Below are 14,859 nucleotides of genomic sequence, written 5' to 3'. Positions count from 1 at the left end.
GACTCGCATAGGTGATAGGGCCGTGATCTCCTCGAACGACTTTCGTCCCGGCGTGCACGTGCTGCTCGACGGCGACCTGTACGCGATCGTCGAATCGCAGCACGTGAAGGTCGGCCGCGGGCCGGCGTACGTGAAGGCCAAGGTGCGCAACACCAAGACCGGCTCCATCACGGAGCGCACGTTCCGCGCCGGCGAGCGCGTCCCGCTCGTCTACCTCGAAAAGCGGACGATGCAGTATCTCTATGGCACCGGCGACGAGTACGTGGTGATGGACAAGACGAGCTACGAGCAATTGTCGCTGCGCCGCGGCCTGTTCGGCGACGCCGTGCGGTTTCTGCGCGAGAACCTCGACGTGACCGTCGTCTTCCACGGCGATACGCCGATCGCCGCCGAACTCCCGAACTCCGTCGACCTCAAGATCGTCGAGACGGCGCCCGGCGTGCGCGGCGACACCGTCAGCGGCGGCAGCAAGCCGGCGACGCTCGAGACCGGCGCCGTCGTGCAGGTGCCGCTGTTCGTCGAGACCGGCGAGACGATCCGCGTGGACACGCGGACGGGGACCTACGTCGAGCGGGTGCGCTGAGCGGAAATCGTCGCTTCGTTCTGCCCAAAGGGCAGGACCTCAACGTGGACGAGTAACTCTCGGTGAATCCGTTCCCACAGCGTCTGATCGCGCTTGCGTGCGCATCCGTACCGGAGTTCCATCACGCAGATCGTGGACGTCCACAGCCTGCCGGGAGGGACGTCTTTGAGGTTCGCCATGAACGCGACGTGCGGGTGAACCTTGACCGGTTCGCCGAGCGCGTTCGTGTCCAGCAGGTACATCGCGCGTCACGATGACTTCAAGACGCGCGGCGTGTGGCGGCGACGATTTCGTGCCGCCTCGTCCAGATACCGGAAGAACGCATCCCGATCTTCGAGCCATCCTGCCACATCGGCCAGCGAACGCACCTTCGCTTCGACGGGAACGAGGCGGGCCACAGGACGCCCGTGTCGAGTGACGAGGACGGATTGTTGGGCGTGCGCGACCTCGCCGAGCACCTCGGATAGGTGCCGCTTGAGCTCTGCGACCGAGACGATTCTGTTCACGCGGCAATCTCCACCGGGACCGGATCAGCATGATTATAGGGCCAATGTGGGCAAAAGGTACAAAAGGTACAATATGTTCTTATCCCTGGACTTCCACGAAAAGTGAACCGCGAACCGGCAGAATGCGTGGACGTGCCACAGCATGCTGTGTTACAATTTGAGTCGCGTGACGGCGGGGACACGCGCAGCTCCGGCGGTGTCCCGGTCCAAGCAGGATGGAGGTGGAGCACCATGAGCGTGGAGCCCGAGGGCAGTCCCGGGATTGCGATCGACACGTTCCGGCGGCATCCCAACGACAGTGGATCGCCGGACGTCCAAATCGCCCGCCTGACCGAGCGCATCAACCATCTCAGTGAACACCTGCGCGTGCACCAGAGCGACTTTCATTCCCGCAGGGGCCTGCTCAAGATGGTCGGCCAGCGGCGCCGGCTGTTGAGCTACCTGAGCGCCCACGACGTCGGGCGGTATCGCGCGATCGTCGAGCGGCTCGGACTGCGCCGATAGACCGGACCCGCAGCGGCGGACGGACCTGGCGGTTCGGAGCCGGCGGGCTATTTCCGTGTTCTGAACGCACGATGAGGAGGCCCGAATGGCAACCGAGGTAACCACCGGCCGGGTGACGCTGGACGTTGCCGGACGGACCCTGTCGATCGAAACCGGCCAGCTGGCGCGCCAGGCGGACGGCGCGGTGGTGGTGCGGTACGGCGACTCCATGGTGCTGGTCACGGCCACGATGTCGTCCGCGCCGCGGGAAGGCATCGATTTCTTCCCGCTGACCTGCGACTACGAAGAGAAGATGTTCGCCGCCGGGAAGATTCCCGGCGGTTTCTTCAAGCGCGAGGGCCGCCCGGGCGAACGGGCGACGCTCACGGCGCGTCTCATGGACCGGCCGCTTCGGCCGTTGTTCCCCAAGGGATTCCGCAACGACGTCCAGGTCGTGGCCACCGTGCTCAGCACGGACCAGGAGAATACGCCCGACGTCCTGGCCGTCATCGGCGCGAGCGCGGCGCTGGCGATCTCGCGGATTCCCTGGGCCGGGCCGATCGGCGCCGCGCGGATCGGGCTCCTCGACGGCGAGCTCGTGGTCAACCCGCCCCTCGCGGCGATCGACCAGCGGACCACGGATCTCGACCTCGTCGTCGCCGGGACCGCGGATGCGATCACCATGGTGGAGGCCGGGGCGCGGGAAGTCCCCGAGGCGCGCGTGCTCGAGGCGCTCGACCGCGCCCACGCCGAGATCCGGCGCGTCATCGAGGCGATCCACGACCTCGTCCGCCAGGCCGGCCGGCCCAAGGTCGGGCCGGCGGTTGCATCACCGCCGGAGGACGTCGTGCGGGCGGTGCGGGACGCCGCCGCCGCGCGGCTGGCCGCGGCGTTGCGCTCGGACGACAAGCACGCCCGCGAGGACGCGGTGGCCCAGGTGGCGGCGGACGTCCAGACGTCGCTGGCTCTGCAGTTTCCCGGGCAGCACAAGCCGATCGGCGAGGCGCTGGATGCCCTCACAAAGAACGAAGTGCGGCGCATGATCCTCGACGAGGGGGTGCGCACGGACGGCCGGACGCCGACCCAGATCCGGCCGCTGTCGGCGCAGGTTGGCCTGCTTCCCCGGGTCCACGGGTCCGGCCTATTCGTCCGTGGCCAGACGCAGGTGCTGACGGCGGTCACGCTCGGCACCGGGCAGGACGAGCAGATTATCGACGACCTGAGCACCCGCGAGCGGAAGCGCTACATGCACCATTACGACTTCCCGCCGTACAGCGTCGGCGAGGTCCGGCCGATGCGCTCCCCGGGCCGCCGGGAGATCGGGCACGGGGCGCTCGCCGAGCGCGCGCTCGAGCCCGTCCTGCCGCCGGAGGAAGAGTGGCCGTACGCGATGCGCCTCGTGTCGCTCGTGCTCGAGAGCAACGGCTCCACGTCGATGGCGTCGGTGTGCGGCAGTACGCTCGCGCTCATGGACGCCGGGGTGCCGATCCGCAAGCCGGTCGGCGGAATCTCGATGGGGCTGATCACCGGCCCGGACGGGGACCCGCGGACCGCCATTCTGACCGACATCCAGGGCATCGAAGACGCCATGGGCGACATGGATTTCAAGGTCGCCGGCACCCGCGACGGGATCACCGCCCTGCAGCTCGACATCAAGATCAAGGGCCTGGCGCGCGACATCTTCGAGCGGGCGTTCGCGCAGGCGCGCGAGGCGCGGATGACGGTGCTCGACGTGGTCGAGCGGACGATTCCGAAGCCGCGTCCGGACCTGTCGCCATTCGCGCCGCGGATCACGACGATCATGATCAACCCGGAGCGGATCCGTGAGGTGATCGGCCCCGGCGGCAAGATCATCAACAAGATCACCGCCGAGACGGGCGTGAAGATCGACATCGAGCAGGACGGCCGCGTGCTGATCGCCTCGGCGGACGGGGAGGCGGCCGCGCGCGCGCAGCGGATGATCGAGGACATCATCCGCGAGGCGAAACCCGGCGAGGTGTACAAGGGCCGCGTCACGCGTCTCATGAATTTCGGCGCCTTCGTCGAGATCTTTCCGGGCAAGGAAGGGCTGGTGCACATCTCCGAACTGTCGCACGACCGCGTGGCCCGGGTCGAAGACGCGGTCAAGGTGGGCGACGAAATCGAAGTGAAGGTCAAAGAGATCGACAACCTCGGCCGGGTCAACCTCTCCCGCCGCGCGCTGCTCCCACGGCCCGAGCGGGCCGACGGCGGGCCCGGCGAGTCCGAGAGCGAGGACGTGCGCAGCCCTGACCGGGGCGGCCGTCCCGGCCCCGACCGGGGCGACCGTGGGGACCGCCGTGGGGGACGCCGGCCCAGCGGGCCCCGCCACATCCGAAAGTCCCCCGGGGGGGAGATGCCCCCCCATGGGGGCGGCGCACCGGGGGCCTCGTGAACGCCCCGGGGTCCGGTGCGCGCGAAGCCTCCGCAAGGAGGCTTCTTGCTTATGGCCGTTGATCAGGTGCTGTATCGCCGCACGGCGCTGCCGAACGGGCTCGTCATCGTCACCGAGCCCATGGCCCACGTGCGGACGGTCTCGCTCGGCGTGTGGATCGAGGCCGGGTCGCGCTACGAGGACGCGGCGTCGATGGGGGTGTCCCACTTCATCGAGCACGCGCTGTTCAAAGGCACGACGACGCGCTCCGCGCTGGCGATCGCGCAGGAGATGGACGCGCTCGGCGGCCACCTCAACGCGTTTACGGACCGCGAGCACACCTGCTTCTATCTGCGCGTCCTGAGCGACCACCTCGCGGGGGCGCTCGACGTGCTCTCGGACATGCTGCTGCACGCCGCGCTCGACCCGGAAGCGGTGGAACGGGAGCGGCAGGTCATCCTCGAAGAGATTCACAGCTACGAGGACGCGCCGGACGATCTCGTCCACGACGTGTTCGCCGCGGCGCTGTGGCCGGGACATCCGCTCGGCTGGCCGGTGGCCGGCAACACCGCGAGCGTCGGCGGGCTCCGCCCAGGGGATCTCCGGGGCTTCATGGACCGCCGGTACCGGCCGGGCGTGGCGTTGGTCACCGCCGCGGGGGAACTGGACCACGACGAGATCGTCGAGCAGGTCCGGCGGGCGCTCGGCGAGTGGGCCGGCACGCCCGCGCCGGTGGCGCTGACCCGGCCGGCCGCGCACCGGGCGGTGGTCTTTCGCGCGAAGGACATCGAGCAGGTCCACGTGTGCCTCGGGGTGCCGGGGCTGCCGCAGGCGCACCCGGACCGCTACGCGATGGCCGTGCTCGAGCAGGCGCTCGGCGGCGGCATGAGCAGCCGGCTGTTCCAGGAGATCAGGGAGGAGCGCGGGCTCGCGTACTCGATCTCCGCGTATCACGCCCCGTACCGCGACACCGGGGCCTTTGTGGTGTACGCCGGCACGAGTCCGGACACGTGCCGCGACGTGGTCCGCCTGACGGCCCGCATCCTGGGCGAGGCACGCCGCGGACTGCCCGCCGACGACATCGGGCGCGCGAAGGAGTCGCTCAAGGGCGGCCTGATGCTGGATCTCGAGACGCCCGGGAGCCGGATGTCGAAGCTCGCGCGGTCCGAGCAGTACTTCGGCCGCCAGTTCTCGCTCGACGAGATCCTCGCGGACGTGGACCGGGTCGGCGGCGAGGACGTGCGGCGTCTGGCGGAGGCGCTGCTCGCGCCGGGGGCCTACACCTTCGCGGCGGTGGGTCCGTTCGAGCAGTACCCCGACCTTCGCCGGTCCCTCGAGGAGGCGGTGCGCGATGGCGATGCATAGGGTGGTCGTGACCGGTGCCGCGGGACGGATGGGGCGCGCCGCGGTGCGGACGATCGCGCGCCGCGACGACATGGTGGTGGTCGGCGCGCTCGGCCACACCGCGGGCATCGGCGAGGACGCCGGCGTCGTGGCCGGGGCGGGCCCGCTCGGCGTGCCGGTGGGCGCGGACCTCGGCCAGATCTTCCTCGTCGCGCACCCGACGGTGCTGCTCGACTTCAGCCACGGCGCGGCCGCCGTCGCGCACGCGGAGGTCGCGCTGGACCATCGGGTGCCGGCCGTGATCGGGGCGACCGGGCTGCCGGCCGACGGGGTGGCGCGGCTGCGCGCGCGGTGCGCCGCGGAGGAAGTGGGCGTGCTTCTCGCCCCGAACTTCGCCGTCGGGGCGCTCTTGATGATGGAGTTTGCGACGCGGGCGGCGCGGTTTTTCCCGCACGTCGAAATCACCGAGCTGCACCACGACCGCAAGCGCGATGCGCCGTCGGGCACGGCGGCGCGGACGGCGCGCCTCGTCGCGGCCGCGCGCGGCGCCGCCCCCCCGCCCGCGGTGGCGGAGACCGAGCAGGTGCCGGGATCGCGGGGCGGCGTCATCGACGGCATCCACGTGCACAGCGTCCGGCTGCCGGGCCTCGTCGCGCATCAGGAAGTCCTCTTCGGCGGCCCGGGGCAGACGCTGCTGATTCGCCACGACTCCGTGAGCGAGGAGGGCTTCATGCCCGGGGTCGTGCTCGCGCTCGAGAAAGCCGGGACGCTGCGGACGTTCGTGGAAGGCCTCGAGCAGCTGCTCGATCTATAGCGGAGGAGACAGCATGGCGGGCTTTCGGGTCGCGGTGGTCGGGGCGACGGGCGCGGTGGGCCGGGAAGTCCTGCGCCTGTTGGACGCGCGGGGGTTCCCCGTGGGGAGTCTGCGCGCGGTGGCGACGGCGCGCTCGGCCGGACAGCGGATCGGGGCGCATGTCGTCGAGGCGCTCCGCCCCGAAGTCTTCGATGAGATCGACGTCGCGATCTTCGACACACCCGACGACGCGGCCTCGGAATGGGTCCCCGTGGCGGCCGAGCGGGGCGCCTGGGTGATCGACAACTCGGCGGCGTTCCGCATGGCGGACGATGTCCCGCTTGTCATCCCGGAGGTCAACGCGCACGCGCTGCGCCGCGCGCCCCGCCGCATCGTCGCGAATCCCAATTGCACCACCGCGACGGTGGCCGTGCCGCTCGCGCCGCTGCACCGCGCCGCGGGGCTGCGGCGCCTCATCGCGTGTTCGTACCAGTCGGCCTCGGGGGCCGGGCAGCGCGGCCTGGATCAGTTGTGGGCCGAACTCCGGGACGCGGTCGCCACCGGGCGGGCGCCTGAGGTCCCCCGCGGCGAGGTATCGCGGCATCCGATGGCCCTCAACATCATCCCGGCCGTCGGCTCGCTCCGGGGGGCCCACACGAGCGAGGAGGTCAAGATGCAGGCGGAGCTGCGCAAGATGCTCGAGGCGCCCGACCTCGTCTGCGGCGTCACGTGTGTCCGCGTGCCGACGCTTCGCGCCCACGGCGTCGCCGCCCACGCGGAGTTCGCGGAGCCGCTGCCGGCGGAGCGCGCGCGGGCGCTGTTGAGCGGGGCGCCCGGGGTGGAGGTCGTGGACGATCCGGCGGCCGGCCGGTATCCGACGGCGATCGGCGCCTCCGACCATGAGCCGTGCTACGTCGGCCGCATCCGGACCGACGGCGCCGGCTGCCTCGCGTTCTTCGCGGTGGCCGACAACCTCTGGAAGGGCGCCGCGCTCAACACCATCCAGATCGCGGAGAGCCTCGTGCGCGGCGGCCTGCTGGCCGCGGCGCGGACGTGAGTGAACATGCATTCGCCGGATTTGTGAACGCGGCCCTGAAGGAGGCGCCGCCCGAGGGGCGGAACGTCTCCGGCGAACCAACACGAGACGCAAGGGGGTGACCGGGATGGCGGACTTTGGGCGCGTGATCACGGCGATGGTGACGCCGATGGATAAGTCCCTCGCGGTCGACTACGCGAAGGCGGCGGCCCTGGCGAAGCGTCTCGTGGAGCAGGGGTCGGACGGACTCGTCGTCTGCGGGACGACCGGGGAGTCGCCGACGCTCGGCGACGACGAAAAGATTCGGTTGTTCCATGCCGTGCGGGAGGCGGTCGGGACCGGGGCCGCGGTGATCGCCGGAACCGGGACCTACGACACGGCGCACAGCATCCACCTGACGCACGAGGCGGAGAAGGCCGGCTGCGACGGCGTGTTGCTCGTCAACCCGTATTACAACAAACCGACGCAGGAGGGGCTCTACCGGCACTTTCGGACCGTGGCGGAGAGCACGCGGCTGCCCGTCATGCTCTACAACATCCAGCCGCGGACGTCCGTCAACTGCGAGCCGGCGACGGTCGCACGGCTCGCCGAGGTCCCGAACATCGTCGGGATCAAGGAAGCGAGCGGGAGCCTCGACCAGATGTCGCAAGTCCGCAAACTGACCCCGCCGGCGTTTCGACTTTACAGCGGGGATGACAGCCTGACCCTGCCGCTGCTGGCGGTCGGCGGCCACGGGGTGGTGAGCGTTGCCTCGCACATCGCCGGACGCGAGATCAAGGAGATGATCATGGCGTTCGAGTCCGGCGACATCCGGCGCGCGCAGGCGATCCACTTCCGGCTGTGGCCGCTCTTCAAAGTGCTGTTCATCACCACCAGCCCGTCGCCCGTCAAGGCGGCGCTCGCGATGACCGGGTTCGACGCCGGGGGGTTGCGCCTGCCCATGGTTGAGGTGACGGCGAAGGAGCGCGAGCAGATCGCCGCGGTCCTGAAAGACCTCGCCCTGGCCGCGGTACCCGCCTAGCGCCCGCGGTGCGCATCGGTTGACGCACGAGACAGGACCGCCGACGGCGTGACGGCTGCGCCGGTATGATGGGGGCGTGGGTCGCGACTTGACCGCACACCTCCTGGCCGTGCGCCGCGGCGTAGCGCGCTGCCGGCGCTGCCCGCTGTGGCGCCACGCGACGCATTCCGTCCCCGGCGAGGGAACGCCGGACGCCGGCATCGTCCTGGTCGGGGAGGGGCCCGGCCGTCAGGAGGATCTCTCCGGCCGGCCCTTTGTCGGTCGCGCGGGCCGGCTCCTCGAGGAGTTGCTGGCGCACGCGGGGCTGCGGCGCGACCAAGTGTACATCACGAATGTCGTGAAGCACCGCGCGGTCACGGCCCGGCCCGCCGGCCGCGACCGCCCTCCGACGGCCGGGGAGATCGAGGCATGCCGTCCCTGGCTTCTGACCCAGCTCGACATCCTCCGGCCCCGCGTCGTCGTCACGCTCGGCCGGCATGCGCTCGCGGCGTTTCTGCCGCGTGCCGCGATCGCCGAGTGCCACGGCCGTCCGCAGCGCGGAGGCGGTTACACGATATTGCCGCTGTACCATCCCTCGTACGCGCTGCATAGTCCGGCGGCGCGGCCGTTGCTGTTCCACGACGTCCTGGCGCTTCGAACGCTGATCCGAAAGCCGGCTGCGCGCCCCGCCGGCCATATGGAAGGATCGCGGTGATAGAGCTCGACCGGCCCCGCCGCGGGGGGCGCGTTTATGGCTCGAAGAGCGGTCCCAGGTCGAGCACGAACGCAGGCAACTCGGGATCGAGGGCGAGTGATCCGGGATCGGTGTGGATCACGGGCTCCCGGCCGGCCCGATAGACTTCGACGGTCCGTCGTGCGGGGTCAATGAGGACGGCGAGCCGCGCGCCGTTTGCGACGTAGATGAAAATCTTCTCCCGGAGTTCGTCGGGCGACTGGCTTTCCGGCCGGATCTCGAACACGGCGTCCGGACACAGGGGCGCGAATCCCCGGCGTTCCTCCGGCGAGAGCGCGACCCACCGGTCGCGGCGGACCCAGGAGGCGTCCGGCGCGTGCAGCGCGCCGTCGGGGAGACGAAAGCCTCCCGCGGAACTGAACACGAGCCCGCGGCGGTCGCGGTCGGCCCAGGTGCTCAGTTGTTTGGCCAGCTCCGCCTCCCGGTGCCCCGATTCGCTGCCGGTCGGCGTCACAACGAGATCACCTTTGGCGGTGCGCTCAAATTGGTATCCGGGGTTGCGCTTGGAGAGCTCCAGCAATTCCTCATCGGTCACCGGTCTTGCAGGCTGTAGGGTGATCGCCATACGCTACCCCCTCATTGTTGCGCCCATCGTGCCACGGTCGACGCTGCCGGCGGAAGGCGTCGAGGCGCGCGCCTCGTCGGTGAGTCCGTCGAGAGTTCGGAGCCGGGGGAGCGGAGAGGGCAGGAGCCACAGGAAGCCGGCAATCGCGCCCAGAGTCGCGATCCAGAGCGTCGGCCGAAGGCCGATCGCGCCGCCCAGGAGCCCGCCGGCGAGCGAGCCGAGCGGCCGGACACCGTAGTTCACGACAGTGAAGGCTCCGGAGACACGCGATCGGAGGTGATGCGGAATGAGCGCGGCGAAGATCGACCCGATGCTGATATCGAGGACCATCACGCCGAGGCCCGATCCGAATCGCGCGGCCAGCAGGAACGCCAGCACCATCGGGCCCGCCGCGGCCGGCACCAGCACCAGGGGCAGCGGAAAGAGCACGCACCCGAGGATGTAGGTCGGGCCGATCCCGATGCGCCGTCCCAACCATCCGGTGATGGCCGATCCGAGCACCGCCCCTACGGCGCCCGCACCCAACACCGCACCGAGCAGCGCCGGCCGGACGCCGAGCGCGCGCGTCGCATAGAGCACGAACAGGGCGGAGAACATCAAGTTGAAGAAGTTGAATGTCGCCCCCGCGGCGAGCGCGGCCCGCAAGATTGGCGATTGCATGATGAACCGGGCGCCCGCGGCGACCTGCCCGCGGCCGCCCGCCTCCGTCGGCGGCTCCGCGGGTGAGATCCGGCCGAGGAAGAACGCCGAGGCGAAAAACGAGATCGCGTCCGCGGCGAGGGCCCACGGGGCCGAGAAGATCTGCACGAGCAGGCCGCCGAGGCTCGGGCCGCCGACGAACGACAGCGCCCGGCTGCCGTGCAACAGCGCGTTCCCGTCCACGTACCGGTCGCGGGGCACGAGGGAGACGAAGAGCGCACCGTAGGACACCATGAACAGGACGCTCAGCGTTCCTACGAGGAACGCGACGGCGTACAGGTGGAGCACGGTGAGCCTTCCGAGGGCATACGCCGCCGGGATGGTCAAGAGCAGGATCGCTCGTCCCAGATCGGCGGCGATCATCACCCGGCGGCGCCGGCCGCGCCGGTCGACCCAGGCACCGGCATGGAGGGCGAAGAGCAGGGCCGGCACCAGGCCCGCCGCCGTGAGGTAACCCATTTCCCGGGCGCCGGCGCGCAGGAGCAGGACGGCCACAAGGGGGAGCGCGAGCAGCGTGATTTGATCGCCGAAGAGCGAGATCAACTGGCCGGCCCAGAACGAGCGAAACGCGCCGTTCTCCCGGAGCAGCGAAGGTACCGGCCGTGCCGGGACGGCGTGTCGCACGTTACCGGCGGCGTCGCGTCGGCCGTCCCGCGGTGCGGCCGCGGGCGTCTTCCCCCGGGAAGGCGAGGCGCAGCCATGTGACACGTCGCGCGCCGGGTGGACGGCGCGCGCGGTGCGTCGTTCGTCGGCGATAAGGCTGGAGGAGGGTATCGATCCGGCGTCCGAGTTCCGCAAGCTCCCCGGCCGTCAGGTAGAGCATGTCGTCGCCAAAGTGCGCCGCCTTCTGCCATGCCCTCGGTTCGGCGTTCCGCCCGCTGAGCCAGTGCTGGAGGTGGGCGAAGTAGCGGTCGGCCAGAACCCGATAGAGCAAACGCGAGGCGCCCGCCTGCTCCGGGGTGCCGGCGACCCTGGGCAAACGCGTGTACAGGGCGGTCGCGCGCCACGGCCGCTCCCGTCCCCGGCCGCCGCCGGCCTCCTCGACGAGTCCGTATTTCGCCAGTTGCCGCAGGTGGAAGGAACAACTGGCGGGGCTCTCGCCGAGCAGCTCGCCCGCGCGCGTCGCGGTCAGGGGCCCTTCACGCCGCAGCGCGCCGACGAGCGCGAGACGTAGCGGATGGGCGTAGGCACGTAACGCGCGGGGGTCGGCAAGACGGATTGTCTTCAACTTCACCCGGGCCACATTCGAAAGATATCTTTCGAAATATTACTTGTCAATAGTCTCCGAATGTGCCTGTGCCGCCGCCTCCGGGCGAACGACGTGCGGCTGTGATTGAATGTCATAATTCCGGCATAAATGTCCCGCCAACTTGACATGCGCTGGGGCATTCTTGCCCCAGTGCCCGCGAAGACCGATCAAAAGCAATTCTCCGGGAAAGAGACCGCAAGATGCCCGAACGGAACTTCCCGTCTGCCAAGTATCCCGTGTGGGCATGCACTCCTTGATCACGATCGCAGTCGGGCGGAGCATCCGTGGGGATGATGCGCAGGCGTAGCATGGGATTCTTCACTCTCGCCGCGGTCGCGCTTGTGGCCGCTCTGCCGGCGCCGGGCATGGCCGCCGCGACACGCATCGTGCCGGGCCAGGCGATCGGGCCTGCCCGGCTCGGCATGTCGGTTGGAGAGGCGCGGGCGGTCCTCGGCACGGGCGTGCAAGACGGCGAGGTGCGCGTGCGCCGGTGGGGCATGATCGTTACCTTCACGAACGGCGTGGCGGTGCGGGTCAGCTCGACGAGCGCGTTGTTCCGCACGGACCGCGGCGCCGGCGTCGGCACGCGTCTCGACGACGTCGTGAGCCTTGTCGGCGATCAGAACCTCGTGCGCACCTCGCAAGGCAATTCCCTCACCGTCCTGTTCCCCTTTCAGGGGATCGGATTCGTCTTTCAAAGCCAACGGGCCGTCACGGTCTTTGTGGAGAAGGCCATCTCGCTGACCCCGCCCGCACACCAGCCGGGAGCCTCCATGATCCCGGCCCCTATGGCCGGCGCAGCCCAGCAGTCCGCTCCGGCGCTTCGGCTGAGGAGCCTGCGCGAGGACGTCGATCCCGCGCGCGCAGTCCTCACGATCGTCGGGCTGGTCGCCAACACGGGCGGAGCGGCGGTTCCCGTCCACATCGCCGGCCGGTTCGTCGATGCGAGCGGCCACGAGACTCGGATCCAGACTCTGGTTCAGCAGCCGATCCCCCCGGGCCGCGACGCGCCATTCACCCTCATCGCCTCGGTCGAGCGGGGCGTCGTGGTGCGGTACGAGGTGACGGCAACTGCACTGGGCGCAAGCGGCGCGCAAAGTGAGGAGACCCGCGCCGTTCCGCCGGAGACCTATGGCTCCTTGGCGCGGGCACGCCTCAAGGTGGCGGCGGAAATCGGCGCCCCCTCCAATACCTCCCAAACGGTGCAGGTGATCGTGTCGGTCGCCGACACCGGACCGATTCCGCGCGCGTGGGTGCGCGAGGTCGACGTAGCGGTGGCATACACCGGCGGGCAGCAGATCGCTCGTGTGCCCGGCGATCGGGCCGTCACGGTGCTGATTCCTGCGAGAGCACAGCTCGGCGCAGCCACAGTGCAGGCCGTCACGCTGCAGGCGCCGTGAGCACGCGGGGCAGCGTGAGAAATCGGTTGCGCCGGGTGACCGTGCCCGATATCGAGGAGCCTGCGACGGACCCGCACAGGCCTTCGCGCGGGCCGCCGGACGACGTCCGGTCGAAGTCCCGAGTTGGGGGAGGACACCGAGGCAACCAAGACGGCCTTAGGATACGAGGGGAGGGGTAGCTGTGATCTCCAGCACGTGGGTTCGGCGTGCCGTCATCGTCTTGCTCGTTCCCACATTGGCAGGGCTCGGGTTTCTGAGCCAGCCGGGAGTGGCAGGCGCCAGCGCGGCCAACAAGATGGTGGTGAACGGGAGCTTCACGGAGAAGATTTGCGACGCTACTGTTGCAGGCACGGACTGTTTGAAGGGCGACACCAACGCGATCACAGACGGGATCGATATCCTTGACGGGATGATCAAGACGTCCAGCACCGTCGCACTCGAAATCACCGCGTCGGTGGAATGCAGCCTTGCGACGAATGTGGCCCTAGCCATCAGCGGCACGTCCAATAGTTCGGGGGCGACGGCGGGTGTGGTGCTATGGGTGACCATTACGGACTCGACCGGCAAGACGATCATCGTTCCGGTGGATCCCAACGCCGGCTCGGCCGGCCCCGGCGTTCCGCCGGGCGCCAATGGCAGCGTCAGCGCGAACTTCCCGGAGCAGTTCAACGGCATGGTGACGTTCTGCAACCGCTCAATCGTGCTGAAGAGTTCGGCCTTCACGACAACCGGGACCCTCACGCTGCTGGAGAACACGACGAACGCCTTCGCCTTCACCTGGGTGTCAAAGCCGCTTAACCAAGTAGGCGGCATCTCCTGCACGGGCGGATGCAAGGTGACCCTGAACGCGGCGATCGGGGGCAGTGTTACCACGACCGGCAACGAGGCGATGGCGGCGATCACGAACAGAACCCTCGTCGTCGAGCCGGTGAACTCCGGGAATACGATCACGTTCTGACATGACCCGTCGGCTAGCCGGCCGGCGTCCTGGAGGGAATCCGAATCGGGAGCGAGGTTGCGGATCGCATCCTCGCTCCCAACGCCTCGTGCGGAGGCATGTACCGGCGCTTTGAGCTGGGCTTCAGCGCCCTCCGCTCACAAACTGCGTGATCGGCACGAAGACCACCCCGGCGTCGCGGAACTCGCCGAGGTGGCGCGCCACGACCTGGGGGGCTCCGGTCGTGATGTGCGCCGCCGCGACAGCCCAGCCGCGGCGGACGGCGGTCGCGACCAGGGCGCGGACCTTGGCATCCATGCCGGGCGGCGGGTCGTCGAGGTAGGTCGTGATCAGGACGGTCCGCACCCCGGCCGCGCGGGCGACGTCGGTCGCGACCGAGTGGGCGGTCGTCCGGTTCTCTTCGAACCACAACCCGCGGGCTTTGACGACGTCGAGCACGGCGGTCATCACCCGGCGGTCGGCGGTGGCCCGCGAGCCGGCGTGGTTGCTCACCGCGACGACGCCCGGGACGCTGCCGAGGTCGCCTTCGACCGTCCCCGCGATGTCCGGGCCCGACATGCGCGTCCAGACGATGCCGCTCACCGGTCCGAGATCGGCCGGTCGGAGCGGCTCGAGGGGCAGGTGGAGAATCGGCGTGAGGCCGTGCGCGATCGCGTCGCGCACGATCCGCCCCGAATACCGCTGGTGCGGGAAGATGCCGAGGCCGAACGGCTGATGCATCGCATAAATCGGCGTGAGGTCGTCGAGACTCGCGCCGGCGTGCTCGAAGACGATCGCGACGCGCGGATGGACCGCGCCGGTGCCCGGCTGCTGGCTCATCAAGGCCAGACCGGCGGCAATCGCAACGAGACGGACGATCCGAATCACTGATCGTACCCTACCGTTGGGCGTGCGGTGCTGTCAACGATACTCGGGTCATCGCGGGGTTCCGGCACCCTCGCGACGAATGGGACGCAGATGAGTCCAGAGGCCGACAGTGGAATGACCGGCGACCGGCGCCCCGCCGTGCGGGGGCAGACGCCCCGGCCCGCGCGGGCCTCCCGGCCGCGCCGCCGGCGACGACGCCAAAGCCCGGTCGCGGTGCCGCGGGAAGCCCC

Annotated in this window: 16 protein-coding genes; 10 read left to right on the top strand and 6 right to left on the bottom strand. The window is 69.8% G+C overall.

Annotation, left to right across the window (positions count from 1 at the left end; all coding sequences use genetic code 11):
• Positions 1–22: 22 nt before the first annotated feature.
• Positions 23–583 carry an elongation factor P gene (gene efp / locus VGZ23_20845; GenBank protein ID HEV2360043.1) on the top strand — a complete coding sequence of 187 codons (561 nt, stop codon included), beginning with the start codon at positions 23–25 and terminating at the stop codon, positions 581–583.
• Here efp and VGZ23_20840 read toward each other — a convergent pair.
• Positions 562–825, bottom strand: a complete 264-nt coding sequence (locus VGZ23_20840) for a PIN domain-containing protein (protein HEV2360042.1) — start codon at positions 823–825, stop codon at positions 562–564. The two genes, efp and VGZ23_20840, sit on opposite strands and share 22 nt — an antisense overlap.
• A 6-nt stretch (positions 826–831) precedes the next feature.
• Positions 832–1,089 (bottom strand): type II toxin-antitoxin system prevent-host-death family antitoxin, encoded by a 258-nt coding sequence (locus VGZ23_20835; GenBank protein ID HEV2360041.1) that lies wholly within the window; start codon positions 1,087–1,089, stop codon positions 832–834.
• 231 nt (positions 1,090–1,320) lie between these two features.
• Between VGZ23_20835 and rpsO the strand changes: the two genes are divergently transcribed.
• From rpsO to VGZ23_20800, 7 genes are all read left to right on the top strand, one after another.
• Positions 1,321–1,593 (top strand): 30S ribosomal protein S15, encoded by a 273-nt coding sequence (gene rpsO, locus VGZ23_20830; GenBank protein ID HEV2360040.1) that lies wholly within the window; start codon positions 1,321–1,323, stop codon positions 1,591–1,593.
• A gap of 85 nt (positions 1,594–1,678) precedes the next feature.
• A complete protein-coding gene (locus VGZ23_20825) occupies positions 1,679–3,985 on the top strand; it encodes a polyribonucleotide nucleotidyltransferase (protein ID HEV2360039.1) in 2,307 nt (768 codons plus the stop codon).
• A 51-nt stretch (positions 3,986–4,036) separates the two neighbouring features.
• Positions 4,037–5,329 (top strand): pitrilysin family protein, encoded by a 1,293-nt coding sequence (locus VGZ23_20820; GenBank protein ID HEV2360038.1) that lies wholly within the window; start codon positions 4,037–4,039, stop codon positions 5,327–5,329.
• Complete coding sequence (gene dapB / locus VGZ23_20815; protein HEV2360037.1) at positions 5,316–6,122, top strand: 4-hydroxy-tetrahydrodipicolinate reductase; 807 nt, start codon at positions 5,316–5,318, stop codon at positions 6,120–6,122. Before VGZ23_20820 ends, dapB begins: the two co-directional genes overlap by 14 nt.
• Positions 6,123–6,135: 13 nt before the next feature.
• Positions 6,136–7,158 (top strand): aspartate-semialdehyde dehydrogenase, encoded by a 1,023-nt coding sequence (locus VGZ23_20810; GenBank protein ID HEV2360036.1) that lies wholly within the window; start codon positions 6,136–6,138, stop codon positions 7,156–7,158.
• A 106-nt stretch (positions 7,159–7,264) separates the two neighbouring features.
• Complete coding sequence (gene dapA, locus VGZ23_20805) at positions 7,265–8,158, top strand: 4-hydroxy-tetrahydrodipicolinate synthase (GenBank protein ID HEV2360035.1); 894 nt, start codon at positions 7,265–7,267, stop codon at positions 8,156–8,158.
• Between the two features lie 88 nt (positions 8,159–8,246).
• Positions 8,247–8,852: a uracil-DNA glycosylase gene (locus VGZ23_20800; GenBank protein HEV2360034.1), complete on the top strand. Its 606-nt coding sequence runs from the start codon at positions 8,247–8,249 to the stop codon at positions 8,850–8,852.
• 34 nt (positions 8,853–8,886) lie between these two features.
• On the opposite strand, the gene VGZ23_20795 is transcribed toward VGZ23_20800, so the two are convergent.
• The 3 genes from VGZ23_20795 to VGZ23_20785 are packed head-to-tail and all read right to left on the bottom strand — an operon-like array spanning position 8,887 to position 11,389.
• On the bottom strand, positions 8,887–9,456 hold the full coding sequence (locus VGZ23_20795; GenBank protein HEV2360033.1) for a Uma2 family endonuclease: 570 nt from the start codon (positions 9,454–9,456) through the stop codon (positions 8,887–8,889).
• 3 nt (positions 9,457–9,459) lie between these two features.
• The gene (locus VGZ23_20790; GenBank protein HEV2360032.1) at positions 9,460–10,779 is read right to left on the bottom strand and encodes an MFS transporter; all 1,320 of its coding nucleotides are present in this window, start codon (positions 10,777–10,779) and stop codon (positions 9,460–9,462) included.
• 1 nt (position 10,780) lies between these two features.
• Entirely contained in the window at positions 10,781–11,389 is a 609-nt protein-coding gene (locus VGZ23_20785; GenBank protein ID HEV2360031.1) for a helix-turn-helix domain-containing protein, read from the bottom strand.
• 305 nt (positions 11,390–11,694) lie between these two features.
• On the opposite strand from VGZ23_20785, the gene VGZ23_20780 reads away from it, so the two are divergent.
• Together VGZ23_20780 and VGZ23_20775 are read left to right on the top strand one after the other, a co-directional pair.
• Complete coding sequence (locus VGZ23_20780) at positions 11,695–12,804, top strand: hypothetical protein (GenBank protein HEV2360030.1); 1,110 nt, start codon at positions 11,695–11,697, stop codon at positions 12,802–12,804.
• Between the two features lie 181 nt (positions 12,805–12,985).
• Positions 12,986–13,762 carry a hypothetical protein gene (locus VGZ23_20775; protein HEV2360029.1) on the top strand — a complete coding sequence of 259 codons (777 nt, stop codon included), beginning with the start codon at positions 12,986–12,988 and terminating at the stop codon, positions 13,760–13,762.
• A 123-nt stretch (positions 13,763–13,885) separates the two neighbouring features.
• Here the strand turns inward: VGZ23_20775 and VGZ23_20770 are convergent, their stop codons facing one another.
• Entirely contained in the window at positions 13,886–14,629 is a 744-nt protein-coding gene (locus VGZ23_20770) for a divergent polysaccharide deacetylase family protein (protein ID HEV2360028.1), read from the bottom strand.
• Positions 14,630–14,859: the final 230 nt, after the last annotated feature.

The organism is bacterium, assembly GCA_035945995.1.
Classification (GTDB): Bacteria; Sysuimicrobiota; Sysuimicrobiia; order Sysuimicrobiales; family Segetimicrobiaceae; genus DASSJF01.
Note: the sequence above shows the minus strand (reverse complement) of the source record. Positions and strands in the feature narration are given on the sequence as shown.